At 36.6% G+C, this 25,124-nt stretch carries 21 protein-coding genes and 1 pseudogene; 20 read left to right on the forward strand and 2 right to left on the reverse strand.

The annotated features are described in order from the left end of the window. Nucleotides 1–7: 7 nt before the first annotated feature. The gene (locus Q0K76_RS05705; protein ID WP_294612747.1) at nt 8–640 is read right to left on the reverse strand and encodes an SPOR domain-containing protein; all 633 of its coding nucleotides are present in this window, start codon (nt 638–640) and stop codon (nt 8–10) included. A gap of 110 nt (nt 641–750) precedes the next feature. Beyond that, a complete protein-coding gene (gene rpsT, locus Q0K76_RS05710; RefSeq protein ID WP_294612750.1) occupies nt 751–1,014 on the reverse strand; it encodes a 30S ribosomal protein S20 in 264 nt (87 codons plus the stop codon). 220 nt (nt 1,015–1,234) lie between these two features. Between rpsT and pgk the strand changes: the two genes are divergently transcribed. The 20 genes and pseudogenes from pgk to Q0K76_RS05810 all read left to right on the forward strand — a co-directional run. Next, nucleotides 1,235–2,398: a phosphoglycerate kinase gene (gene pgk / locus Q0K76_RS05715; RefSeq protein ID WP_294612753.1), complete on the forward strand. Its 1,164-nt coding sequence runs from the start codon at nt 1,235–1,237 to the stop codon at nt 2,396–2,398. Nucleotides 2,399–2,474: 76 nt separating this feature from the next. After that, a complete protein-coding gene (fbaA, locus tag Q0K76_RS05720; RefSeq protein WP_294612756.1) occupies nt 2,475–3,554 on the forward strand; it encodes a class II fructose-bisphosphate aldolase in 1,080 nt (359 codons plus the stop codon). Between the two features lie 169 nt (nt 3,555–3,723). Further along, nucleotides 3,724–4,152: a 50S ribosomal protein L11 gene (rplK, locus tag Q0K76_RS05725; RefSeq protein ID WP_294612759.1), complete on the forward strand. Its 429-nt coding sequence runs from the start codon at nt 3,724–3,726 to the stop codon at nt 4,150–4,152. Between the two features lie 3 nt (nt 4,153–4,155). Continuing rightward, entirely contained in the window at nt 4,156–4,857 is a 702-nt protein-coding gene (gene rplA / locus Q0K76_RS05730) for a 50S ribosomal protein L1 (RefSeq protein ID WP_294612761.1), read from the forward strand. A gap of 233 nt (nt 4,858–5,090) precedes the next feature. Then, on the forward strand, nt 5,091–5,588 hold the full coding sequence (rplJ, locus tag Q0K76_RS05735; RefSeq protein WP_294612764.1) for a 50S ribosomal protein L10: 498 nt from the start codon (nt 5,091–5,093) through the stop codon (nt 5,586–5,588). 61 nt (nt 5,589–5,649) lie between these two features. Further along, nucleotides 5,650–6,018, forward strand: coding sequence for a 50S ribosomal protein L7/L12 (rplL, locus tag Q0K76_RS05740; protein WP_294612766.1), 369 nt, complete (start codon nt 5,650–5,652; stop codon nt 6,016–6,018). A 249-nt stretch (nt 6,019–6,267) separates the two neighbouring features. After that, entirely contained in the window at nt 6,268–10,296 is a 4,029-nt protein-coding gene (gene rpoB, locus Q0K76_RS05745; protein WP_294612769.1) for a DNA-directed RNA polymerase subunit beta, read from the forward strand. Between the two features lie 90 nt (nt 10,297–10,386). Then, a complete protein-coding gene (gene rpoC / locus Q0K76_RS05750; RefSeq protein ID WP_294612772.1) occupies nt 10,387–14,607 on the forward strand; it encodes a DNA-directed RNA polymerase subunit beta' in 4,221 nt (1,406 codons plus the stop codon). 281 nt (nt 14,608–14,888) lie between these two features. Beyond that, nucleotides 14,889–15,488 carry a LemA family protein gene (locus Q0K76_RS05755; RefSeq protein ID WP_294612775.1) on the forward strand — a complete coding sequence of 200 codons (600 nt, stop codon included), beginning with the start codon at nt 14,889–14,891 and terminating at the stop codon, nt 15,486–15,488. 5 nt (nt 15,489–15,493) lie between these two features. Beyond that, a complete protein-coding gene (locus Q0K76_RS05760) occupies nt 15,494–16,420 on the forward strand; it encodes a TPM domain-containing protein (protein ID WP_294612778.1) in 927 nt (308 codons plus the stop codon). A 742-nt stretch (nt 16,421–17,162) separates the two neighbouring features. Next, the gene (locus Q0K76_RS05765; protein ID WP_294612781.1) at nt 17,163–17,492 is read left to right on the forward strand and encodes a hypothetical protein; all 330 of its coding nucleotides are present in this window, start codon (nt 17,163–17,165) and stop codon (nt 17,490–17,492) included. Nucleotides 17,493–17,539: 47 nt separating this feature from the next. Next, nucleotides 17,540–17,905 (forward strand): SFCGS family glycine-rich protein, encoded by a 366-nt coding sequence (locus tag Q0K76_RS05770; RefSeq protein WP_294612784.1) that lies wholly within the window; start codon nt 17,540–17,542, stop codon nt 17,903–17,905. Nucleotides 17,906–17,921: 16 nt separating this feature from the next. Then, complete coding sequence (locus tag Q0K76_RS05775; RefSeq protein WP_294612787.1) at nt 17,922–18,218, forward strand: DUF4312 family protein; 297 nt, start codon at nt 17,922–17,924, stop codon at nt 18,216–18,218. 15 nt (nt 18,219–18,233) lie between these two features. Continuing rightward, nucleotides 18,234–18,986 carry a DUF4311 domain-containing protein gene (locus tag Q0K76_RS05780; protein WP_294612789.1) on the forward strand — a complete coding sequence of 251 codons (753 nt, stop codon included), beginning with the start codon at nt 18,234–18,236 and terminating at the stop codon, nt 18,984–18,986. 17 nt (nt 18,987–19,003) lie between these two features. Beyond that, nucleotides 19,004–19,657: a DUF4310 family protein gene (locus Q0K76_RS05785; RefSeq protein ID WP_294612792.1), complete on the forward strand. Its 654-nt coding sequence runs from the start codon at nt 19,004–19,006 to the stop codon at nt 19,655–19,657. A gap of 53 nt (nt 19,658–19,710) precedes the next feature. Then, on the forward strand, nt 19,711–20,865 hold the full coding sequence (locus tag Q0K76_RS05790) for an amidohydrolase/deacetylase family metallohydrolase (protein WP_294612795.1): 1,155 nt from the start codon (nt 19,711–19,713) through the stop codon (nt 20,863–20,865). Further along, entirely contained in the window at nt 20,843–21,991 is a 1,149-nt protein-coding gene (locus tag Q0K76_RS05795) for a DgaE family pyridoxal phosphate-dependent ammonia lyase (protein WP_294612797.1), read from the forward strand. Before Q0K76_RS05790 ends, Q0K76_RS05795 begins: the two co-directional genes overlap by 23 nt. Then, a complete protein-coding gene (locus tag Q0K76_RS05800) occupies nt 21,982–22,722 on the forward strand; it encodes a KDGP aldolase family protein (RefSeq protein WP_294612800.1) in 741 nt (246 codons plus the stop codon). Before Q0K76_RS05795 ends, Q0K76_RS05800 begins: the two co-directional genes overlap by 10 nt. Before the next feature lie 3 nt (nt 22,723–22,725). Further along, nucleotides 22,726–24,645, forward strand: coding sequence for a PRD domain-containing protein (locus Q0K76_RS05805; protein WP_294612803.1), 1,920 nt, complete (start codon nt 22,726–22,728; stop codon nt 24,643–24,645). Nucleotides 24,646–24,872: 227 nt separating this feature from the next. Continuing rightward, nucleotides 24,873–25,124 (forward strand): annotated as a pseudogene (locus Q0K76_RS05810) (hypothetical protein); the annotation flags it as partial.

The raw sequence follows: 25,124 nt of genomic DNA on the forward strand, positions 1-25,124 counted from the left end.
GTCTATTCTATTTATTAAATATTATACAATTATCAATACCATTATTTTTTAATGAGTTCATAGCTTTATCCGCTTCGTTTTTGCTAGTATAAGGCCCTACAGTGACACGATATAACTGCTCTGATATGATATTACTATTAATACCAAACATAGCAAGTTTTGCCTTTAATGCGTCAGCATTAGTTTTATCTTTAAATGCACCACACTGTAATAACCATTTGTTTGTCATAGAATCAGCTTTAGATACTGGGTTTTCCGGTTCTGATTTTAGCTGTGTTACTGCATTTGCTTGGTTTTGAGGTGGAATGCTACTGTTATTATTAGCAAAACTATCTATAATTTGTTTTTTTTCATTAGTAACAGAATTCGATATTGAACCAGAGCTAGCATTTGGTGTTTCTAATGCCTTTAAATATGTCCAGCGTTCTTGTGGTTCCTCAGGTAAGGTTATTGCCGGTGATTGAGTTATTTTTTTAGGTGGTTCAGCTGGTTTATTGGGTTTATTTTTTGAAAGAAAATGGAGAGTAGCTGAAAATAAAACAACAAGAACAAAAGCAGTGAATGTCATTAATTTAGGCATTAATCGTGACTTATTTTTTTTGGATTGGCTCTTTCTTCTAACATAATCACGTTGAACCACAATATGCTCTCTTTTCTTTTATTAGTATTGAATAAATGATTAAGTATATAAATAAAAAAAGTGGCTTTCACCACTTTTAATTATTTCACTATAACTGATAAAATGAATTATTATGCTAATGCTTTGATTTGTTTGATTAAATTTGCTTTATGACGTGCAGCTTTATTTTTATGAATTAAGCCACGAGCCGCTTGACGGTCAACAACTGCTTGCATGTCTTTGAATGCTACTTCAGCTGTTTGTTTATCACCAGCTGCAACAGCTGCGTAAACTCGCTTGATATAGGTACGCATCATTGAACGGTTACTAGCATTATGTTTACGGCGTTTTTCGGATTGAATCGCACGTTTTTTAGCTGATTTGATATTAGCCAAAGTCAACTCCCAAAATAAAAATTATATATTAATAAGGCGACGAAATATGCCTGATTTTCTCTCTTTTGTCAATGCTGTTGTATAAAAAAAATTAGGATTAATAAATATAATGGGAATTAAAATGCCCACTATTTAACCATTAATGAGAGTAACCTAAATAGAATTTTTATGTTAGAATAGCACCAATTTTATTTTTTTATATTTTACAAGAGGGAGTCTCATGTCTGTTATAAGAATGCAAGATCTTGATCTAAAAGGGAAACGTTTATTTATTCGTTCAGATCTTAATGTGCCTGTTAAAAATGGTAAAGTAACCTCTGATGCGCGTATTAAAGCATCGCTACCAACTATTGAAGAAGCAATCAAAAAAGGTGCTAAAGTAATGGTTACTTCTCATATTGGTCGTCCTACTGAAGGGGAATATAATCCAGAATTTTCTCTACAACCTGTTGTTGATTATTTAAAAGAACATGTTTCTTTCCCTGTTCGTTTAGTGAAAGATTATCTCAATGGTGTTGATGTTAAAGAAGGCGAATTAGTTGTTCTAGAAAATGTACGCTTTAATGTCGGCGAAGGTAAAGATGATGAAGCTTTATCTAAAAAATATGCTGCGCTTTGTGATATCTATGTAATGGATGCGTTTGGTACCGCTCACCGTGCTCAGGCTTCAACTCATGGTGCTGGTAAATTTGCACCAATTGCTTGTGCCGGTCCTTTATTAGCAGCTGAGTTAGATGCATTAGGTAAAGCGCTAGATAATCCAGCACGTCCAATGGTAGCTATAGTCGCTGGTTCTAAGGTTTCCACTAAATTAACAGTACTTGATTCACTCTCAAAAATTGCTGACCAAATTATTGTTGGTGGTGGTATTGCGAATACCTTTATTGCAGCTGAAGGTTATAATGTAGGGAAATCGCTTTATGAAGCTGATTTAATTCCTGAAGCAAAAAAACTCATGGCAAATTGTGAAATCCCAGTACCAACTGATGTTCGTGTCGCAACTGAGTTTAGTGAAACAGCTACTGCAACTGAAAAATCAGTGCAAGATGTAAAAGAAAATGAACAAATTCTTGATTTAGGTGATAAATCAGCTCAAGTATTAGCGAATATTATAAAAAATGCTAAAACCATTTTATGGAATGGTCCGGTAGGTGTTTTTGAATTTCCTAATTTCCGCCGTGGCACTGAAATTGTTGCTAAAGCAATTGCTGACAGCCAAGGTTTTTCAATTGCTGGTGGTGGTGATACATTAGCTGCAATTGATTTATTTGGTATCGAAGATAAAATCTCTTATATTTCAACGGGTGGTGGTGCTTTTCTTGAATTTGTAGAAGGCAAAAAACTACCGGCTGTTGCAATGTTAGAGGCTAGAGCAAAAGCATAAATATAGAGTTCAATAAAAAGGATGAGTTATTTAATCATCCTTTATTTTTTATATAAATAAAATTATAGGTAATAGAATGGCTACAAAGATTTCTGATGTCGTTAAACCCGGTGTTATTACTGGTGATGATGTGCAAAAAGTATTTCAAATTGCTAGAGAAAATAATTTTGCATTACCAGCTGTTAACTGCGTTGATACTAATACCATCAATGCTGTAATTGAAACAGCGGCTAAAATGGGCTCTCCGGTTATTGTGCAATTTTCAAATGGTGGTGCTCAATTTATAGCTGGTAAAGGTTTGAAACTAGAAGGTCAAGAATGCGCTGTTTTAGGTGCTATTTCAGGTGCTAAGCATGTGCATTTAATGGCAGAAAAATACGGTGTGCCAGTTATTGTTCATACTGATCACTGTGCCAAAAAACTACTTCCATGGGTCGATGGTTTACTTGATGCCGGGGAAACACATTTTGCCAAAACAGGTAAACCATTATTTTCTTCTCATATGATTGATTTGTCAGAAGAAACACTAAAAGATAATATTGACATTTGTTGTCAATACCTTGCTCGTATGTCAGCTATGAAAATGACCTTAGAATTGGAATTAGGTTGTACTGGGGGTGAGGAAGATGGTGTTGATAACAGCCATATGGATAGTTCAGCACTTTACACTCAACCTGAAGATGTGGCTTATGCCTATGAACGTTTAAGTGCAATTAGTCCGCGTTTCACTATTGCCGCTTCATTTGGTAATGTTCATGGTGTTTACAAACCAGGTAATGTAAAATTAACACCAAAAATTTTGGATAATTCTCAAAAGTATGTATCTGAAAAATTTAATTTACCAGCTAAATCTCTGAACTTTGTTTTCCATGGTGGTTCAGGCTCTACTTCTGAAGAAATCAGCGAAGCGGTAAGTTATGGTGTGATTAAAATGAACATTGATACTGATACTCAATGGGCTAACTGGGCAGGTATTTTAGGTTATTATCAAGCGAATGAAGCTTATTTACAAGGACAATTGGGTAACCCTGAAGGACCAGATGCACCAAATAAAAAATACTATGATCCGAGAGTATGGTTACGTAAAGGTCAAGAATCACTAGTTGCACGTTTAGAACTTGCATTTAAAGAACTTAATGCGGTAAATGTGCTTTAATTCACTGTCAGCAGGGCAGATGTCCTGCTTTTAATTTCTATCATAAATAAATGTTGCATTTTGTTATCAGTTATAGGATAATTCTGCCCTCATTTAACTTAGGGGAGCTGTCTATTTATTAATAGTTCTTGTTAATAGAGGCGTTTGCACCCGAGAAAAGGAAACTAAGATGGCAAAAAAAGTACAAGCTTACATCAAGTTGCAAGTTGCAGCTGGTGCAGCAAATCCTAGTCCACCAGTTGGTCCAGCACTTGGTCAACATGGTGTTAATATTATGGAATTCTGTAAAGCATTTAATGCAAAAACAGAAAGCATGGAAAAGGGTTTACCGATTCCTGTTGTTATTACAGTTTATTCAGACCGTTCATTTACTTTCGTAACTAAAACGCCTCCAGCGGCAGTGTTATTGAAAAAAGCAGCGAAAATCAAATCAGGTTCTGGTGAACCTAACAAGAAAAAAGTAGGTAAGGTAACCAGTACTCAAATTCGCGAAATTGCTGAATTAAAAGCTGCAGATATGAATGGTGCTACCATTGAAACAATGATGCGTTCTATTGAAGGTACAGCTCGTTCAATGGGCTTGGAAGTGGAGGGTTAATCAATGGCTAAATTATCTAAGAAAGCTAAACTTATCCGCGAAAAAGTGAACGCAACAAAACAATATGAAATTAATGAAGCAATTGCTTTATTAAAAGAGTTAGCGACAGCTAAATTTACTGAAAGTGTTGATGTGGCTGTCAATTTAGGTATTGACTCGCGTAAATCAGATCAAAATGTTCGCGGAGCGATTGTGCTTCCACATGGTACTGGACGTAGTGTTCGTGTTGCTGTGTTCACTCAAGGCGCAAACGCCGAAGCTGCTAAGGAAGCAGGTGCTGAATTAGTGGGTATGGACGATCTTGCTGATCAAATCAAAAAAGGTGAAATGAATTTTGACGTGGTTATTGCATCACCAGACGCAATGCGTGTAGTGGGCCAATTAGGTCAAATTTTAGGACCACGTGGTTTGATGCCAAATCCTAAAGTTGGAACAGTAACACCGAATGTTGCAGAAGCTGTTAAAAACGCTAAAGCTGGTCAAATTCGTTATCGTAATGATAAAAATGGTATTATCCATACTACTATTGGTAAAGCAGATTTTGATACAGACAAGCTTAAAGAGAATTTAGAAGCATTACTTGTTGCTTTGAAACGTGCAAAACCAGCATCTTCTAAAGGTGTATTTGTGAAGAAAGTTAGCCTGTCTACTACAATGGGCGCTGGCGTTGCGATTGATCAAGCAACATTGAATGCAACTGTTTAATTACATTTTTTAGTCATTAAACAAAAAAATCGGTTGGTGTCTGGCCTTAACCAGACCCCGTCCAAGACCGTAGGTGTAGTTGTAGTTTAATTACTTAATTTTCCTACGTAGACGGTGACAGAACCTGATAAGATATAATACAGGAATTCTGCTCATCGTGGTTATGTTAACTACATTTGTAGTTAGTTAAAATAAATCTAGGCGCTGCCTAGTTTAATCCAGGAGCAAAACCAATGGCACTAAATCTTCAAAATAAACAAGAAATTGTTGCTGAAGTTAATGAAATCGCCAAAGGTGCGCTATCTGCAGTTGTTGCTGATTCTCGTGGCGTAACTGTAGAGAAAATGACAGCATTACGTAAATCTGCTCGTGAAGCTGGTGTATATATGCGTGTTGTTCGTAATACGTTATTACGCCGAGTTGTTGAGGGTACTCAGTATGAGTGCTTAAAAGATGCGTTTGTTGGTCCAACTCTAATTGCATTTTCAAATGAGCACCCAGGTGCCGCAGCGCGTATTTTCAAAGCGTTTGCAAAAGAAAATGAAAATTTTGAGATTAAAGCCGCAGCCTTTGAAGGTGAGTTAATTACTGCAGCGAACATCGATCGCTTAGCAACATTACCTACTTATGAAGAAGCATTAGCTCGCTTGATGTCAACCATGAAAGAAGCCGCAGCTGGCAAATTGGTTCGTACTCTTGCAGCAGTTCGCGATCAAAAAGAAGCTGCTTAATTGGCAGTATGATTGTGAATTTTATTAATTAATAAAAATTGTAAATTTGGGAAACTATATTATGTCTATCACTAAAGAACAAATTTTAGATGCAGTTGCCGAAATGTCTGTAATGGATGTTGTTGAACTTGTATCAATGATGGAAGAAAAATTTGGTGTTTCTGCAGCAGCAGCTGTTGCAGTTGCAACAGCAGGTCCAGCTGACGCAGTAGAAGAAAAAACTGAATTTGATGTAATCTTAAAAGATGTTGGTGCTAACAAAGTAGCTGTTATCAAAGCGGTTCGTGGTGCAACTGGTTTAGGCTTGAAAGAAGCAAAAGATCTTGTTGAATCAGCTCCAGCAACAGTTAAAGAAGGCATTAGTAAAGCGGATGCAGATGAACTTAAAAAGGCACTTGAAGAATCAGGTGCAACTGTCGAACTTAAATAAGTTATCAATAACACCATCAATGGCTGGGGGTTTTATACCTCCAGCCTTTTTGCGCTGTAATAAGTCCAAGAATTATATTTGAAGACTATATAATAAGAAGTAATAAAGAAATAGTATATTTATTAAGCCTAATCAACTGATATTTATAGATATTTTCGATGAGGTGTCAGGCGTTATTATTTGATAGGTAGTACCCCCTGATGAATATTTAATCATACTGAATTAGCAGATAAGCAAGTTGAGGAACTAATGGTTTACTCTTATACCGAGAAAAAACGAATTCGTAAGAATTTTGGTAAGCGTCCACAAGTCTTGGATATACCGTATCTTCTTTCTATTCAACTTGATTCGTTCCAGAAATTTATTGAGCAAGATCCTGAAGGTCAATATGGCTTAGAAGCCGCGTTTCGTTCAATATTTCCGATAAAAAGTTATAGTGGTAATGCTGAGTTACAATACGTGAGTTTTAAGATGGGCGAACCAGTATTTGATGTTAAAGAATGTCAAATTAGAGGGATCACTTACTCAGCGCCGTTGCGCGTAAAATTACGATTAGTCATATACGATAAAGATGCGCCAGAAGGAACAGTAAAAGATATTAAAGAGCAAGACGTCTACATGGGCGAAATTCCTTTAATGACAGACAATGGAACGTTTGTAATCAATGGTACAGAACGTGTTATCGTATCACAATTACATCGTAGTCCTGGTGTGTTCTTTGATAGTGATAAAGGTAAAACACACTCATCTGGTAAAGTTTTATATAATGCTCGGATTATTCCTTATCGTGGCTCTTGGCTTGATTTTGAATTTGATCCAAAAGATAACCTTTTTGCTCGTATCGATCGCCGTCGTAAACTACCTGCAACAATTATTTTGCGAGCTCTAGGTTATGAAACGGAAGAAATTTTAGATATTTTCTTCGAAAAGACTATTTTTGAAGTTGGTAAATCAAAATTAAAGATGGATCTTGTTCCTGAGCGATTACGTGGTGAAACCGCACTATTTGATATTGAGGCAAAAGGTAAAGTTTACGCTGAGAAAGGTCGTCGCATTACGGCTCGTCATATTCGTGAATTGGAAAAAGATAACATCAGCAAAATCGATGTGCCAGTTGAATATATTGTCAATAAAGTGCTTGCCAAAAATTATGCTAATGAAACAACTGGTGAAGTTATTGCACTAGCCAATACTCCAATTTCATTAGAGCTATTGCTTGAATTAACTAATGCTGGTCATAAAAAAATTGAAACATTATTTACCAATGATCTTGATCATGGTTCTTTTATTTCTGAAACATTAAATGTTGATTCAACTCGAGACCGATTAGGGGCGTTGGTTGAAATTTATCGAATGATGCGTCCAGGGGAACCGCCAACAAAAGAAGCAGCTGAAGGCTTATTTGATAATTTGTTCTTCTCTGATGAACGATATGATCTATCGGCTGTTGGTCGTATGAAGTTTAATCGTTCTTTAGGTCGTGATGATATTGAAGGTGAAAGTGTTTTAACCAAAGGTGACATCGTTGATGTCATGAAGAAATTGATTGCTATCCGTAATGGTCATGGCGAAGTAGATGATATTGACCATTTAGGTAATCGTCGTATTCGCAGTGTCGGTGAAATGGCAGAAAACCAATTCCGTATTGGTTTAGTTCGAGTAGAGCGAGCGGTAAAAGAACGTTTATCATTAGGCGATCTCGATTCTCTGATGCCACAAGATATGATCAATGCAAAACCAATATCAGCAGCAATTCGTGAGTTCTTTGGTTCAAGCCAACTATCACAGTTTATGGATCAAAATAATCCATTATCTGAAATCACGCATAAGCGTCGTATTTCGGCGTTAGGTCCAGGTGGTTTGACTCGTGAGCGTGCAGGCTTTGAAGTACGTGACGTACATCCTACCCATTATGGTCGTGTATGTCCGATTGAAACACCTGAAGGTCCGAACATTGGTTTGATTAACTCATTAGCTGTTTATTCACGTACAAATGAGTATGGATTTTTAGAAACACCATATCGCCGAGTTATCGATGGTGTGGTGACCGATGAAATTAATTATTTATCAGCGATAGATGAAAGTGAATTTGTTATTGCTCAGGCTAACTCAAATTTAGATGATGATGGGCGGTTTAAAGAGGATTTAGTCACCTGTCGTTTAAATGGTGAATCTGGTTTATATAGTCCACTACAAGTTCATTATATGGATGTATCAACACAGCAAATCGTTTCGGTTGGTGCTTCATTGATCCCGTTCTTAGAGCATGATGATGCTAACCGTGCCTTAATGGGTGCTAACATGCAACGTCAAGCTGTGCCGACCTTAAAAGCGGAAAAACCATTTGTCGGTACAGGTATGGAGCGTGCGGTAGCGGTTGACTCAGGGGTAACAGCGGTTGCTCGACGAGGTGGTACAGTACAATATGTTGATGCGTCACGTATTGTGGTAAATGTAAATGCTGATGAAATGTATGCTGGTGAAACAGGCATCGATATTTATAATTTAACGAAGTATACCCGTTCTAACCAAAATACTTGTATTAACCAAATTCCATGTGTGGAATTAGGTGAGAAAGTTGAACGTGGTGATGTACTTGCTGATGGACCTTCAACAGACTTAGGTGAATTGGCATTAGGTCAAAACATGCGCGTAGCATTTATGCCATGGAATGGTTATAACTTTGAGGATTCTATTTTAGTTTCTGAAAAAGTGGTTCAAGATGACCGTTTTACCTCAATTCATATTCAAGAATTATCATGTATTTCTCGTGATACTAAGTTAGGCGCTGAAGAAATTACTGCTGATATTCCAAACGTAGGTGAGGCTGCGCTTTCTAAACTGGATGAATCGGGTATTGTTTATATTGGTGCAGAAGTTAAAGGTGGTGATATTCTGGTTGGTAAAGTGACACCTAAAGGTGAAACCCAATTAACGCCAGAAGAAAAATTACTACGTGCTATTTTTGGTGAAAAAGCCTCAGATGTTAAAGATACCTCTTTACGTGTACCAAATGGTGTTTCAGGTACAGTAATTGATGTGCAAGTCTTCACTCGTGATGGTGTACAAAAGGATAAACGTGCACTAGAAATTGAAGACATGCAACTTAAACAAGCTAGAAAAGATTTAACAGAAGAGCTAAAAATCTTAGAAGCAGCCTTGTTTGCTCGCATTCGTGATGTGCTAATCTCTGGTGGCATCAAAGCCGATAAATTAGATGCTTTACCGCGTGAAAGATGGTTAACCATCGGTATTGCTAACGAAGATAAACAAGCGCAATTAGAACAACTTGCCGAGCAGCATGAAGAAATTAAAGCTGACTTTAACAAAAAACTTGAAGCAAAACGCATGAAAATTACACAAGGTGATGATTTACAACCAGGTGTACTAAAAATTGTGAAAGTTTATTTAGCAGTGAAACGCCAAATTCAGCCGGGTGATAAAATGGCTGGTCGTCATGGTAATAAAGGGGTTATCTCTAAGATCAATCCAATTGAAGATATGCCATATGATGAAAAAGGTCGCCCAGTTGATATTGTGTTAAATCCATTAGGTGTTCCGTCACGTATGAATATCGGACAGATCCTAGAAACACACTTAGGTATGGCGGCTAAAGGTATTGGTCAAAAGATCGATACAATGTTAAAAGAACAGCAAGAACTAGCTAAATTACGTGAATTTATTCAAAAAGCGTATGATCTTGGCTTAGGTGCGGCGCAAAAAGTTAATGTGGCTGAATTTACTGATCAAGAGGTCATGACATTAGCGCAAAACTTACGTAACGGTATGCCACTTGCAACACCAGTATTTGATGGTGCAAAAGAGCAAGAAATAAAATCACTATTAGAACTAGGTGATTTACCAACTTCTGGTCAAATTACATTGTATGATGGCCGTACTGGCGAACAATTTGAACGTCCAGTTACAGTTGGTTATATGTACATGTTGAAATTAAATCACTTAGTTGATGATAAAATGCATGCTCGTTCAACTGGTTCATACAGTCTGGTTACGCAACAACCATTGGGTGGTAAAGCTCAGTTTGGTGGTCAACGTTTCGGTGAGATGGAAGTGTGGGCACTTGAAGCATATGGTGCAGCTTATACCTTACAAGAAATGTTAACTGTTAAATCAGATGACGTGAACGGTCGTACTAAGATGTATAAAAATATTGTAGATGGTGATCATCGTATGGAACCTGCGATTCCAGAATCATTTAATGTACTATTAAAAGAGATTCGTTCGCTAGGTATTAATATCGAGCTAGATGAAGAGTAATCTTTATTAACTCAAATGATTTCTATTTATAGGGATAACTTATTAGCAATAATAAGTTATCTAATTGGTTTAACTCCATAGGAGCCAATTGTGAAAGACTTACTTAAGTTTCTAAAAGCACAAACAAAAACAGAAGATTTTGATGCTATTAAGATAGGCCTTGCCTCTCCTGATATGATTCGATCATGGTCTTTTGGTGAAGTCAAAAAACCGGAAACAATTAACTACCGTACGTTTAAACCAGAACGTGATGGATTGTTTTGTGCGCGTATTTTTGGACCCGTTAAAGATTATGAATGTTTATGTGGGAAATATAAACGTTTAAAACACCGTGGTGTGATCTGTGAAAAATGTGGTGTTGAAGTTACTCAAGCCAAAGTACGTCGTGAACGTATGGGGCATATTGAACTTGCTTCACCTACTGCACATATTTGGTTTTTAAAATCATTACCATCTCGAATTGGTCTATTACTTGATATGCCACTGCGTGATATTGAACGTGTACTTTATTTTGAATCATTTATGGTTCTTGATGGTGGTATGACCAACTTAGAACGCGGTCAGATTTTAACTGAAGAACAGTATTTAGATGCGTTAGAAGAGTTTGGTGATGAGTTTGATGCACGAATGGGTGCGGAAGCTATTCAAGAGTTATTGCGTAACATCGATGTGCAAGCCGAATGTGAAGCACTTCGTGATGAACTGGCTACCACTAATTCAGAAACTAAACGTAAAAAGTTAACTAAACGCATTAAGATTATTGAAGCATTTATCCAATCAGAAAATAAACCCGAATGGATGATTTTAAATGTATTACCGGTGTTGCCACCTGATTTACGTCCATTAGTACCACTAGATGGCGGACGTTTTGCAACATCGGATTTGAATGATCTTTATCGTCGGGTAATAAACCGAAATAATCGTTTAAAACGTTTATTAGATCTAGCTGCACCGGATATTATTGTACGTAACGAAAAACGTATGTTACAAGAATCGGTTGATGCCCTATTAGATAATGGTCGTCGTGGTCGAGCTATTACTGGTTCAAACAAACGTCCATTAAAATCACTTGCTGATATGATTAAAGGTAAGCAAGGTCGTTTCCGTCAAAACTTATTAGGTAAACGTGTTGACTACTCAGGTCGTTCAGTTATTACTGTAGGGCCATACTTACGTCTACACCAATGTGGCTTACCGAAAAAAATGGCACTTGAATTATTCAAACCATTTATTTACGGCAAATTAGAACGCCGTGGTTATGCAACAACTATTAAAGCAGCTAAAAAAATGGTTGAGCGTGAAGACTCAATTGTTTGGGATATTTTAGATGAAGTCATTCGTGAACATCCGGTATTGCTTAACCGTGCACCAACCTTACATAGATTAGGTATTCAAGCGTTTGAGCCAATCCTAATTGAAGGTAAAGCGATTCAGTTACATCCATTAGTTTGTGCGGCATTCAATGCGGACTTCGATGGTGACCAAATGGCGGTTCACGTTCCATTAACACTAGAAGCGCAATTAGAAGCGCGCGCGTTAATGATGTCAACTAACAACATTCTTTCACCAGCGAGTGGTGAACCTATTATCGTGCCTTCACAGGACGTGGTATTAGGTCTTTATTATATGACTCGCGATAAGATTAATGCTAAAGGTGAAGGCATGATCTTAACTGGTCCTAAAGAAGCAGAAAAACTGTATCGTTTAGGCCTAGTTGAATTGCATGCAAAAGTTAAGGTACGTATAACTGAAAATCACCGTAATGCTGTTGGCGAATGGGAAGAAACAACTTCAGTCATTGATACTACGGTTGGACGTGCGATTTTATGGTTGATTATGCCAAAAGGTATGAGTTTTTCTGTGATTAACCAACCGCTTGGTAAAAAAGCGATTTCACGAATCTTAAATATTTGTTATCGCCAATTAGGCATGAAAGAAACAGTAATTTTAGCTGACCAAGTTATGTACACTGGATTTGCTTATGCTGCACGCTCAGGGGTATCGGTCGGTATTGATGATATGGAAATTCCTGCGAAGAAATTACAAATCATCAACGAAGCTGAAATTGAAGTCGCTGAAATTCAAGAACAATTCCAGTCAGGTTTGGTGACTGCAGGTGAACGTTATAATAAAGTTATCGATATTTGGGCTGCAGCCAATGAGCGTGTTGCCAAAGCGATGATGGATAACTTATCAACCGAAAAAGTCATCAATCGTGACGGTGAAGAAGAAGTTCAATCTTCTTTCAACAGCATTTATATGATGGCCGACTCTGGTGCGCGTGGTTCTGCTGCTCAGATTCGTCAGTTAGCTGGTATGCGTGGCTTGATGGCAAAACCAGATGGTTCAATTATCGAAACACCTATTACTGCGAACTTCCGTGAAGGATTAAACGTACTTCAGTACTTTATTTCAACCCATGGTGCGCGTAAAGGTCTTGCTGATACAGCATTGAAAACAGCAAACTCAGGTTATTTAACCCGTCGTTTAGTTGATGTTGCTCAAGATTTAGTGGTTATTGAAGATGACTGTGGCACCTTAGAAGGTGTAGTAATGACACCGGTTATTGAAGGTGGAGATGTTAAAGAACCTCTGCGTGAACGCGTATTAGGTCGAGTTACTGCTGAAGATGTCTTAAAACCAGGTAGTGCCGATATTTTAATTCCACGTAATACTTTACTTGATGAAGGTTACTGTGACTTACTTGAAGCCGAATCTGTTGATAGTGTGAAAGTACGCTCAGTCGTATCGTGCGACACTGATTTTGGTGTTTGTGCTAAATGTTATGGTCGTGACTTAGCGCGTGGTCACTTGGTGAATAAAGGTGAAGCAATTGGTGTTATTGCTGCGCAATCAATCGGTGAGCCAGGTACACAGTTAACCATGCGTACATTCCATATCGGTGGTGCGGCGTCTCGAGCAGCCGCTGAATCAAGTGTTCAGGTTAAAAATAAAGGTAGCATTAAATTAACGAATGCTAAATTTGTAATTAATCCAGATAAGAAATTAGTGATTACTTCACGTAATGCTGAATTGACGATTATTGATGCTCTAGGTCGAATGAAAGAGACATATAAAGTGCCTTATGGTTCGATCTTGACTAAAGGTAATGGTGTAGCTGTTGATGCTGGTGAAACCATTGCTAACTGGGATCCGCATACTATGCCAGTTATCTCAGAAGCAAAAGGTTTTGTTCGTTTTGTGGATATGATTGATGGTCAAACCATTACTCGTCAAACTGATGAATTAACCGGTTTATCATCTATTGTTATATTAGACGTAGCAGAACGTACCGGTGTAGGTAAAGATTTACGTCCGGCGATTAAGATTGTTGATGCTAAAGGGAAAGATGTTTACGTTTCAGGTTCAGAAATGCTAGCACAATATTTCTTACCGGGTAAAGCATTAGTACAGTTAGAAGACGGTGCGGAAATCAACGTTGGTGATACACTTGCCCGTATTCCACAAGCATCTGTTGGTACCAAAGATATCACCGGTGGTTTACCACGAGTTGCCGACTTGTTTGAAGCACGTAAACCGAAAGAGCCAGCAATTCTCGCGGAGATTGACGGTATTATCTCATTTGGTAAAGAGACTAAAGGTAAACGTCGCTTAATTATCACTCCATTAGATGGCAGTGAACCATACGAAGAGATGATTCCAAAATGGCGTCAACTTAACGTATTTGAAGGTGAACAAGTTGGGCGTGGTGATGTGATTTCTGACGGTCCTGAATCAGCACATGATATTTTACGTCTACGCGGGGTAAATGCAGTAACGCGTTATATTGTTAACGAAGTTCAAGAAGTTTATCGTTTGCAAGGTGTAAAAATCAATGATAAACACATTGAAGTTATTGTTCGCCAAATGTTGCGTAAGGCAACGGTTATTCATCCTGGTGGTTCTCGTTTACTTGACGGTGAACAACTTGAAGTTTCACGCTTGAAGATTATTAACCGTGAACTTGAAGCACAAGGTAAAGAACCAATTGTATACTTACATGATTTATTGGGTATAACTAAAGCGTCATTAACTACTGAATCGTTTATTTCAGCGGCATCGTTCCAAGAAACGACTCGAGTGTTAACTGAAGCAGCGGTTGCAGGTAAAAACGACGAGTTACGTGGATTAAAAGAAAACGTCATTGTGGGTCGTTTAATTCCGGCCGGTACCGGTTATGCTTACCATAAAGAACGTTTGCGTAAGCGAGTAACACCTGTTACTAATGATGATCTGCAAACAACTATTTCAGCTGAGGAAGCAACAGCTAATTTAGCCGAATTACTTAACTCTGCAGAGGAAAATCAATAAACCTAAGTTAGGTTTTATTTATAAAATAGCACGCATAGACGTGCTATTTTTTTATCTATTATTTTTGATATAAATAGAAAATTTGTATTAATATAGCATTATGCATAGTAATTAAGCTTCATGCATAGTAATTAAACTTCGCATATCACATTTAATAAATGTATAATAAACTCGTTTTAAAAAGTATCTAAAAATGTAACGTGGTTTTGTAACGTTATCAATCCGTATCTTTCTTTTCTTAATTTGTATATAAGCTAAACAATTCATTACAGGGGCTCACGATGAAAGTAAAACCTTTTTATATCATTATTGTGCTAATAATTGTTGGTGCGTTGGTATTTTTTAATAATTATAATAGTATTCAATCTCAAGATGAAAAAGTGGCAGCTTCATGGGCCGAAGTTCTAAATCAATATAAACGCCGTGCTGATTTAGTACCGAATTTAGTTAATACCGTAAAAGGTTATGCTGAACATGAAAAAACAGTATTAACGGAAGTAACCGAAGCGCGGGCGAAAGTGGGATCAGTTCAACTTAATGCAGATCAGCTCACAGATCCAGCATTGTTTGCTAAGTTTCAGCAAGCTCAATCTCAACTAAGTTCTGCATTAAGTCATCTTATTGCAGTTAGTGAAAATTATCCTGATCTTAAAGCTAATACACTTTATCAAGATTTAATGAGTCAGCTTGAAGGTAGCGAAAATCGTATAGCAGTTGCACGTGGCCGATATATCGAAACGGTGCAAACTTTCAATAGTTATATTCGTAAATTACCAACAAAATGGGTAGCTGATATATTAGGCGAACAACCTAAGCAGCAATTCACAGTTGAAAATGAAAAACAAATATCGAATGCACCAGTAGTCAATTTCGGGCAGTAGCTATAATGAAAAAATATCTGGTATTGTGTTTTTTGCTTATTGCTAGCTATTATAGTTATGCATTAACAGCCATCCCCATATTTGAACAGCGAGTTATTGATACTTCAAATACTTTAACCGCATCGCAAAAAAACGAGTTAGAGTCACGTTTAATTGAATATGAGCGACCAAGAACCGATGGCGCACAAATAGCGGTGTTAATGATCGCAAAACTCGATAACGAAACGGTTGAACAATATGCCCAAAGAGTATTTCGTGATTGGCAAATTGGTAAACAAGGGCAAGATAACGGTATATTGTTATTGATTGTAAAAGATGACAGATTGATGCGTATTGAGGTAGGTTATGGATTAGAAGGAACTATTACTGACTTAGTTGCTAGCCGAATTATTCGAGAACAATTAGCGCCTCAATTTAAGCAAAATAACTATTATCAAGGTATTGATAATGCTTTATCCGTATTAATACAAAAAATAAATGACTCTGTACCCATGCCAGATAATGCAAATAATGAAAAGCCTAATCTTAAAACATTACTTGCTAGTGAATTTGGAGCAGATTTGATCAATTATGGTTTAGTGTCTTTCTTTATTTGTTTTGCTATAACTAACATATTTCCAATCAATTTATTCAAATTACATGCAAATCGAAGTTTAGGAACCGGAATACTTAATGGCTTTTCGGTTGGTGGATTTACCTTGTGGAATGGTTATCCATTATATATTGCATTACCGCTTTTATTTTTGGCTTTTGTCGCTAGTACTATTTTAAGTGGTATTTTATACATTCAAGGTAATAATGGTGGTGGCAATAATCATCGACGTGGAGGTTTTGGTGGTAACGGAGGTGGTGGATTTGGCGGAGGTTCAGGTGGGTTCAGTGGTGGCGGTGGTGGCCGCAGTGGTGGTGGCGGTGCATCTGGTAGTTGGTAGTTAAGTTAAAAAATAGGCGTCAAGTGGCGCCTAAATAATGAAAATTCAATACAGATCGTTAACGGCAATATTTTTTACTACTAGTGTTATTTATATTTTTTCGTTTTGATAACCATTTTATAGAGCCATTTATAGGTGGCTTGTTTCATAATATGTTTTTCTAAAAATTAACCCTGATATTACTCATATCATCCTCAATAATTAAAATAAATTACTACAGATAGTGGTTTTATTACATCATAATTAACTAACGGATTAATGTGTAATATTGACTAATGATACTTAATTTGTAAAGATGTTTCAGGTTAAGTATACGTTTGCGTATAAAAACACCCCTACATTCAATATACTTAGGTGATTTGCTCACTCAACCTTATCCTCTTACCAAGCCATAGCAAATTCATGCGTTTGACTAGGATAATTATAATCCTGAGCTATCTTAATTTTGATCGCTGACAGATAAATTATCATAAATGGCTGACCTTTTTTACTGTCACGCACGTAGTATATGAATTCACCTTTGAATTTAAGAGTGACATTAATTTCATGATCAAAATCACAAATTTGAAAAAGAGTTTATTCAGATTGTATTTATGCAGTATGTGAACAATTTAGTTTGATACAGTATTTGAACCAATTTATAACAAATTTCCTGTTGCTGATGGAAAAAGTCTCTATCCACATCGTCTCTTGTTTCATTTACGCTTAAGGCATCTCATAAAACAAAAAATATGTATTTAATATGACTCAAATAAAATTTCGAATGATTGAAGATAACCTTAAACCTGAATTAGTAACTAAACAAACCATTGAAATTATAAATAATTGGTTATCAGAAAAGCAAATTACCCAAAATGACGTACAGAAAGCGATGTTGTTTTCACATGTCAAAGCAATGGTAGAAAGATCAAAAACATTGGAAAAATTACCAGAAGTAGATCCAACGTTGTTTGCAGAACTATCAGAGGAATCCTTAGAACTTGCACGTAGGACTGTAAAATTATTTGATAATTTACCTATGGAAGAAGCCTATTTATTGGCGGTTCATTACGAGGTAGCCAAAGCAAATTAAAAAAGTTATTAGACATTCAAAAGACAATAATTAATAGGAGAAAAGGTATGACTGAAGTGGTCATTGTCATTGGCGATAGAATGGGAAAAGGGCAAAAAATTGCAGAAGGTATTAATTCTGTAGAGGGTTGTCGTGCCATTGTTATCCCAGGTATGGCAGCTGATATGAAATTAGGTGATGTAATGAACAAAGAGAATGCTGATTTAGGGCTCTCTTTCTGTGGTAGTGGTGGTGCTGGTGCAATTACAGCACAAAATAAATATGGCTATACCCAACGTCATGGCATGCGATCTATTGAAGAAGGTGAAACCGCAATCAATGATGGTTGTAAAGTACTGGGTTTTGGCTTTATGGATACTCAAGAATTAGGACAACGTATTGCCAAAGCATTTTTAAAAAAGAATCCTCGTTGATAAATGGAAAAGTAGCATGCAAAAAACTCAGCAGATGATTGTGAGGGTAAAAGGTCAGGGTGATTCTAAGCAACGAGCATTTGCTACAGCATTGAATCAAGTTCAAAAAGAGGTACTAAAAAATACGGATAATATTATGTTGCGTATTAAACCTCTTAACATTGAAGTGGTGTCAGCATCTGAAAAGATAACTACTGAGCGTTTTTTGTTTATCTTTTTACCAAGGAAGAGAACCTTTTATGAAATCACACTTGATATATCTGTTGATATAAGCTTTGTCGATCTAAAGGACATTGAATTTACCTCTAAATAACGTAAAAGGAAAGTTATGGAAATTCTAATTATTGCATTAAAGTCTATTATTATCGGTGGACTTTGTGGTTTTGGCGTTGGTGCTGGCGCTGCTCGAATGTTTCATGCACCGACATATCAAGGTATGGGGGCTTTTCGTACCTTAGGAGAGCTTAATTCGTGCGAAGGCGATCCGGCAGCACATTTCTCATTTGGTCTAGGTTTCTTTTTTAATGCTTGGGCGTCATCAGTCGCAGCAGGTTCTTTCACGCAAGATGTTGATCACCGCATTATCCCAAACTGGGGTGCATCATTACTAATGATAAAAAATCGCAATCTTGCCGAAACATTACACGATCCTAAAAAAATGGCATTTGCCTGTATGATTATTGGTGTGATTGTTGTTTTATTTTTAAACACTACGACTTCGGCAATACCTGATTCACTAAAAATTACAGCAACTAAAGTCTTAGTACCTGCGGCAAATTTACTTGTTGCGACTGTGATGCCAGTAATTTTCTGGTTAGCAGCGTTAGATGCCGGACGACGAAGTGGTTTTTGGGGAACATTATTTGGAGGGCTAGCTCAGTTAGTTATGGGTAATGCTGTTCCAGGACTAGTATTAGGTATTTTGATTGGGAAAGGGGTTGATGACAGTGGTTGGAATCGAGTGATGAAAATCATGTTAGTTGCAGTAATTATTCTATTTGTAATGAGTGGATATTTCCGTGGTTTTGATATGAAGATGATCAACTCTTTTAGAGATGGCCTATCTTATTGGTTTAAATAGTATATAGGGAACGAATTATGAATACAGAAACAACTATTAGCAAAAGTTTTTGGTATGCCGATTGGTCATTCCCTATTATATGTGGATTATTATCAGCCGGTATTTTTGCAGGAACACATACTTTTTATGTTTATGGTATAGGCGCATTTAATGAAATCGCTTTTGTTGCCATGCTTAAATCAGGCATGACCACAGGTGATTATGGTGCAGTTGCTGCTTTTGGGGCTAGTTTTTTGTTTGCGCGAGTTATAGAAGGATCGCTAGTTGGAATACTTGATATTGGGGGAGCATTACAAACTGGTATTGGTTTAGGTGTGCCAGCGTTATTACTAGCTGGTGGTTATACTTTACCGATTGAAAACTTCCCCCTTGCTTTGGTAACAGGTTTAGTATTAGGAATATTGATTGGTTTAATTATCATCCTTATTCGTAAATTTACTGTGAATAGTGGCGGTGGTTCAACTTTTGGTGCCGATGTTATGATGGGTGCAGGTAATGCATCAGGTCGATTTTTAGGCCCAATGATAATTCTATCTGCTATGGTTGCTTCAATTCCTATTGGTATTGGATCATTACTTGGGGCATTACTTTTTTATGTTTGGAAAAAACCAATTACGGGTGGTGCCATTTTAGGTGCAATGATTTTTGGTGGTATTTTCCCAATTGTATAATGTTTTATTAACCCTGTGTAATAACTTAAATTACAGAGGGTTTGGACCTAATTATGTATGATTTAGTTATAAAAAATGCCAAGTTAATAGACGATTCTATTACCGACATTGCTGTTCATCTTGGAAAAATTGTTAAGGTTGATAAAAGTATCATTGCTCCATCTCAGCAAATTATGGATCTACAAGCTCAACATTACATCAGCTCAGGATGGATTGATTCCCATACTCATTGTTTTGCTCATTCTCCCATTTACTATGATGAGCCTGATTTGATTGGTGTTAAATCAGGAGTAGCATCGGTTGTTGATGCAGGTAGTGTTGGAGCACTAGATATTGATGAATTTTATCAATTAGCACAACAAGCAAATACCAACGTTTATGCTTTTTTAAACATTTCAAAAATTGGCTTGATTCGGCAAAGTGAACTTGCTGACATGAATGATATCGATGTCCCTTTATTTGATGCCAAACTAACTCAATATCCTGATTTTATTATAGGTATTAAAGTGCGTATGAGTCGTAGTGTTGTTGGTGAAAATGGTATTTTGCCGTTGATTAAAGCCAAAGATATGCAACGAAAAAGCGGATTACCTTTAATGATACATGTTGGGAATAATCCGCCAGAACTTGATGAAATTGCTGATCTATTAACAGCAGGTGACATCATTACTCATTGTTTTAATGGTAAACCAAATCAAATTTTTGATAAGCACAATAATCTACGTGATTCAATTAAACGAGCCATTGCGCGAGGCGTGATTTTAGATATTGGTCATGGTGGTGAGAGTTTTAGTTTCGCTGTAGCCGAACGAGCTAAATGTTTAGATATTTATCCAAACACCATTAGTTCTGATATTTATTCGAAAAACCGCCTAAAAGGACCGGTATTTAGTTTAGCTAATGTGATGACGAAATTTATTTGTCTAGGTTACAGTCGGCAAAGAATTATTGATAGTGTAACCAAAAATGCGGCACAAGTGTTACATCTTGAAAATAAAGGTAAATTAGCGGTTGGTTATGATGCTGATCTCACTATTTTTGATATAAAACAAGCCCCTGTTTCATTATTGGATTCAGAAGGTCAAGTTCGCCAAAGTCATGAACAATTTGTGCCTTTAGCATGTATTGTGTCAGGGAATACCAAAAATCATGTACGCATTGAAATAACAGAAGAAGGTAATAAAAATGGGCTTAGAATCTCAAACTGAAAAAGATATATACCAAAAATATAACTTAAAAAAAGTGATTAACGCCTCAGGTCGTATGACAATATTAGGTGTATCAACACCGAGACCAGAAGTAGTCAATACTGTTTGTGAAGGCTTAAATGAGTATTTTGAAATAAAGGATTTAGTGGATAAAACAGGGCAATATATTGCTAACTTGCTAAATGTTGAAAATGCCGTAGTGGTGTCATGTGCATCAGCGGGTATTGCACAAGCGGTTGCCGGGGTTATTGTAAAAGATGACCTTGACCTGTTGATGAATTTACATTCATCAGATAAATATGTGCCACGTGAAATTATTGTCCCTAAAGGCCATAACGTTAATTTTGGAGCCCCAATAGGCACAATGGTTGGTTTAGGTGGTGGTATTGTAGTTGAAGCAGGTTATGCCAATGAGTGCAAACCGGAGCATATTGAATCGTTAATTAATCCTGATACGGCGGCGATTTTATATGTTAAGTCACATCACTGTGTTCAAAAAAGTATGTTGTCGGTAGCGCAAACGGCCAGTATTGCCAAAAAGTATAATATTCCACTAATTGTTGATGCGGCGGCAGAAGAAGATTTGCAAACTTATTATCAACAGGGAGCTGATTTAGTTATTTATAGTGGTGCCAAAGCGATAGAAGGTCCGACCAGCGGTTTAGTAATTGGTCGTCAACAAGCAGTTGAGTGGGTAAAACGCCAATCACAAGGTATTGGAAGGCCAATGAAAGTAGGTAAAGAAGGTATTTTGGGTTTAACAAAAGCCATTGAACTTTATATTACCGAGCCAAAGCAAGAAACCGGTCAACAGATGGTGGCAAAAATGACTCCATTTATAGAAAAACTAAATGCTATAGCCGGTATATCAGCTAAGGTCGTTTGGGATGGAGCGGGGCGAGATATTGCCCGAGCCGAAATATCGTTTGATGCAAAAGTGACAGGTAAGAGCGCTCAAGATATGGTACATCTGATGAAACAAGGTAAAATTGCCGTTTATTTTCGAGACTATAAAGCGAATGAAGGTAAAGTAGATGCAGATGTTCGTAGTGTAACGGGCGAACAACTCGATATTATTTACAACAAAATTAAAGCAATTATTCAAGGAGCAAGCTCATGCAACTGACCCCCAATTATTACAATGACCGTGTCTGTTTAAATGTTTTGGCCAATTCAATAGCTAATGCAAAAGCAATTTATGAAGCGGCACAAACCCACGTGGTGGTTGGTATTTTATCAAAAAACTACCCAGATAATAGTTCAGCGATTGCAGATATGAAAAAATATGCATTAGCAATAGATAATGCAATATCAGTAGGTTTGGGTGCAGGTGACCCGAATCAGTCCACGATGGTATCAGAAATTTCAGCGGAACTGCAACCGCAGCATATTAACCAAGTTTTTACCGGCGTTGCTACAAGCAGGGCACTTTTGGGACAAAAAGAAACGGTTATTAACGGACTGGTATCTCCGACAGGAAAAGTTGGTTTAGTTAATATTGCAACCGGGCCATTAAGCTCTCAATCTGCTGCTGCAATAGTACCGGTTGAGACAGCCATTGCTTTATTAAAAGACATGGGTGGCAGTTCGATAAAATATTTTCCAATGGGCGGATTAAAACATCAAAATGAATTTGAATATGTAGCCAGATGCTGTGCAGAAAATAATTTTTATCTTGAACCCACAAGGGGAATAGATTTAGACAACTATGGCGCTATTTTGAAAATTGCATTAGATGCAGGGGTGAAAAAAATCATTCCACATATTTATAGTTCGATTATTGATAAAGCATCGGGGGCAACCAGAATAGATGACGTTAAACAACTTTTGGCAATTACACAAAAACTCGTAGGATAAGAGATGACATCTAAAGTGCTGTTTTCTTATCAGCGATTAGCATATTTATTCGATACGATAAAAAGCGAGATACTACCTCAACAAGAACTAGCCAATCGTTTTGCAGTATCTACTCGAACAATTCGCACTGATATATCAGCACTGAATGATATTTTACGAGATTATGGCGCACAAGTAGCCTATACCAGAAATATTGGTTATCAACTGGTTATCTCCGATCCTGATCGTTATGCTAAATTACCCATCACTCAATCAATGAAGCAACTACCTCGATCGAGCAAAGAACGGGTATCTGCTTTATTAATTGCGTTTTTAACCCAATCAAATTCGGTCAAATTAGATGATATTGCAGGAGCGTGGTTTTTAAGTCGTAGTACATTGCAAAATGATGTATTTGAAGTTAAACAGTACTTAGACAAATACAATTTATCTCTAGAAAATCGTCCTTATTATGGTATGAAATTAATTGGTGATGAATCAGCAATTCGAGCATGCTTAACTGATATTTTATGGCAACGGTATATGGTTGAAGATACTTTAACCATTGATAGATTAAAAAAAACTATTTTAAACGATATTGATTTAAATTATCTCGAAAAAATACTGCAAAATCAATTTGAACGTTTTGAATTAAAATTAAATGCTGAAGGACTGGGATATTTAGTTTTTAGTTGTGCTGTTTCGATCACTCGAATTACCCAAGGACATGAACTTCATGAATATCGAGTGGATAAAATAGATAGTACCGTTATTGGTGCCGCACGTGAAATTTCAGAAGGTTTTTCTTATTTTTTGGGTAGCGTGCTTTCTGATGCGGAATTTAATTATTTATGTGTGCAAATTATCTCGCGCACCATTATGGACTCACCGAATCAAACGAAAAGTTTAGCATTGGTAAAACACATTTTATCTTATATTAATGATTCTTATCACTATAACTTATGGCCAGATAAAGAATTATGCCAAGATATGTTAATTCATATTTCATCAATGTTATCTAGGATTAAATATCAGATCCGCACAACTAATCCTTTATTACATGAAATTAAACAATATTATCCGTTTGCCTACGATATTACTCTATCTGCCTTAACCAATACAGAAAAATACACAGAATCGAAAATGACAGAAGATGAAATTAGTTATTTAGCGGTTCATATAGGGGTTGCATTAGAGCGCAATTATAGCTCAGGTCATGAACGGTTTGCTCAAATTTTGTTAGTTAGTGAGCTTGGTAATGCAGCTTTGCGTATGATTGAATCAAAGATTAAACGTGACTTTCCACATATCAAAATCAATCGTACGCTTTCATATCGAGAATATGAACAACTCTCCCAAATTGAAGAGGATTTTGTGGTATCAACTGTTCGTTTAACTGAAAAAGATAAGCAAATTGTGAAAATTGCACCATTTCCTACACCTTATCAACTTGAGCAATTGGGCCGATTAGCAATGGTTGATCGTACTATGCCTTATATTATTGAACGTTTTTTTGATGAAAAATTTTTTCTTATTATAGATAAACCAATTACGCAAAAAGAACTTTTTAAGATAGTTTGCCAAAAACTTGAAAAAAGTGGTTTTGTTAATGCGGATTTTTATCCTTCAGTAGTAGAACGAGAAGCAATAGTATCCACCTTATTAGGTGAAAATATAGCTATTCCACATTCAGTTGGTTTATTAGCAAAAAAAACTGTAGTTACCACAGTTTTAGTTCCACAAGGTGTTATATGGAATAAAAATGAGGTGGCACAGGTTATTTTTCTATTGGCAATTAGTAAAGATGAATATGAAGATGCGATGGGCATATACAATTTGTTTGTTAATTTGGTTAAAGAAAAATCAACCAAACGTTTATTAGATAGCAAAACATTTGATGATTTTCGAATAATAGTGAAAGATAGTTTTGGACGGTTGTCATAGGAAATTATCAAAATTGTTTTTATACTTAAACGTATAGCAAACCTGAAACAATTTAACAATAAAAATAAGATGATAAAAGTCAATATTAAATTAATAATCAATAATTAAAACAAATTATATTGCGCGCGCCCATTGACGAAATCCTTATTTAAAGGTAATATGCGCGCCTTACGGCTTTGTGTGATTTTTAACAACACCGAATAAATTTAAGGTAGCATGCATAACTTATGCAAAATAAATTACCATTAACTATTGACCCGATTAAAGCCGCACAAAAAAGACTTGATTATGTTGGCTACTATCCAGCAAAAAGTGCAACAAGGGTTGAAGGTTTAAAAAGTGATATTGAGTGTAGCTTATCTTTTGATTATGATGAGCTAAAACTTTGTGTTATCACAATAGATGCAAAAGTGACGTTAGAACAGATTTGTCAACGTTGTTTTAAACCTTTTATCACTGAAGTTCATGTGATGAATAAA

Source organism: uncultured Gilliamella sp., from assembly GCA_945271295.1.
Lineage (GTDB): Bacteria > Pseudomonadota > Gammaproteobacteria > Enterobacterales > Orbaceae > Gilliamella.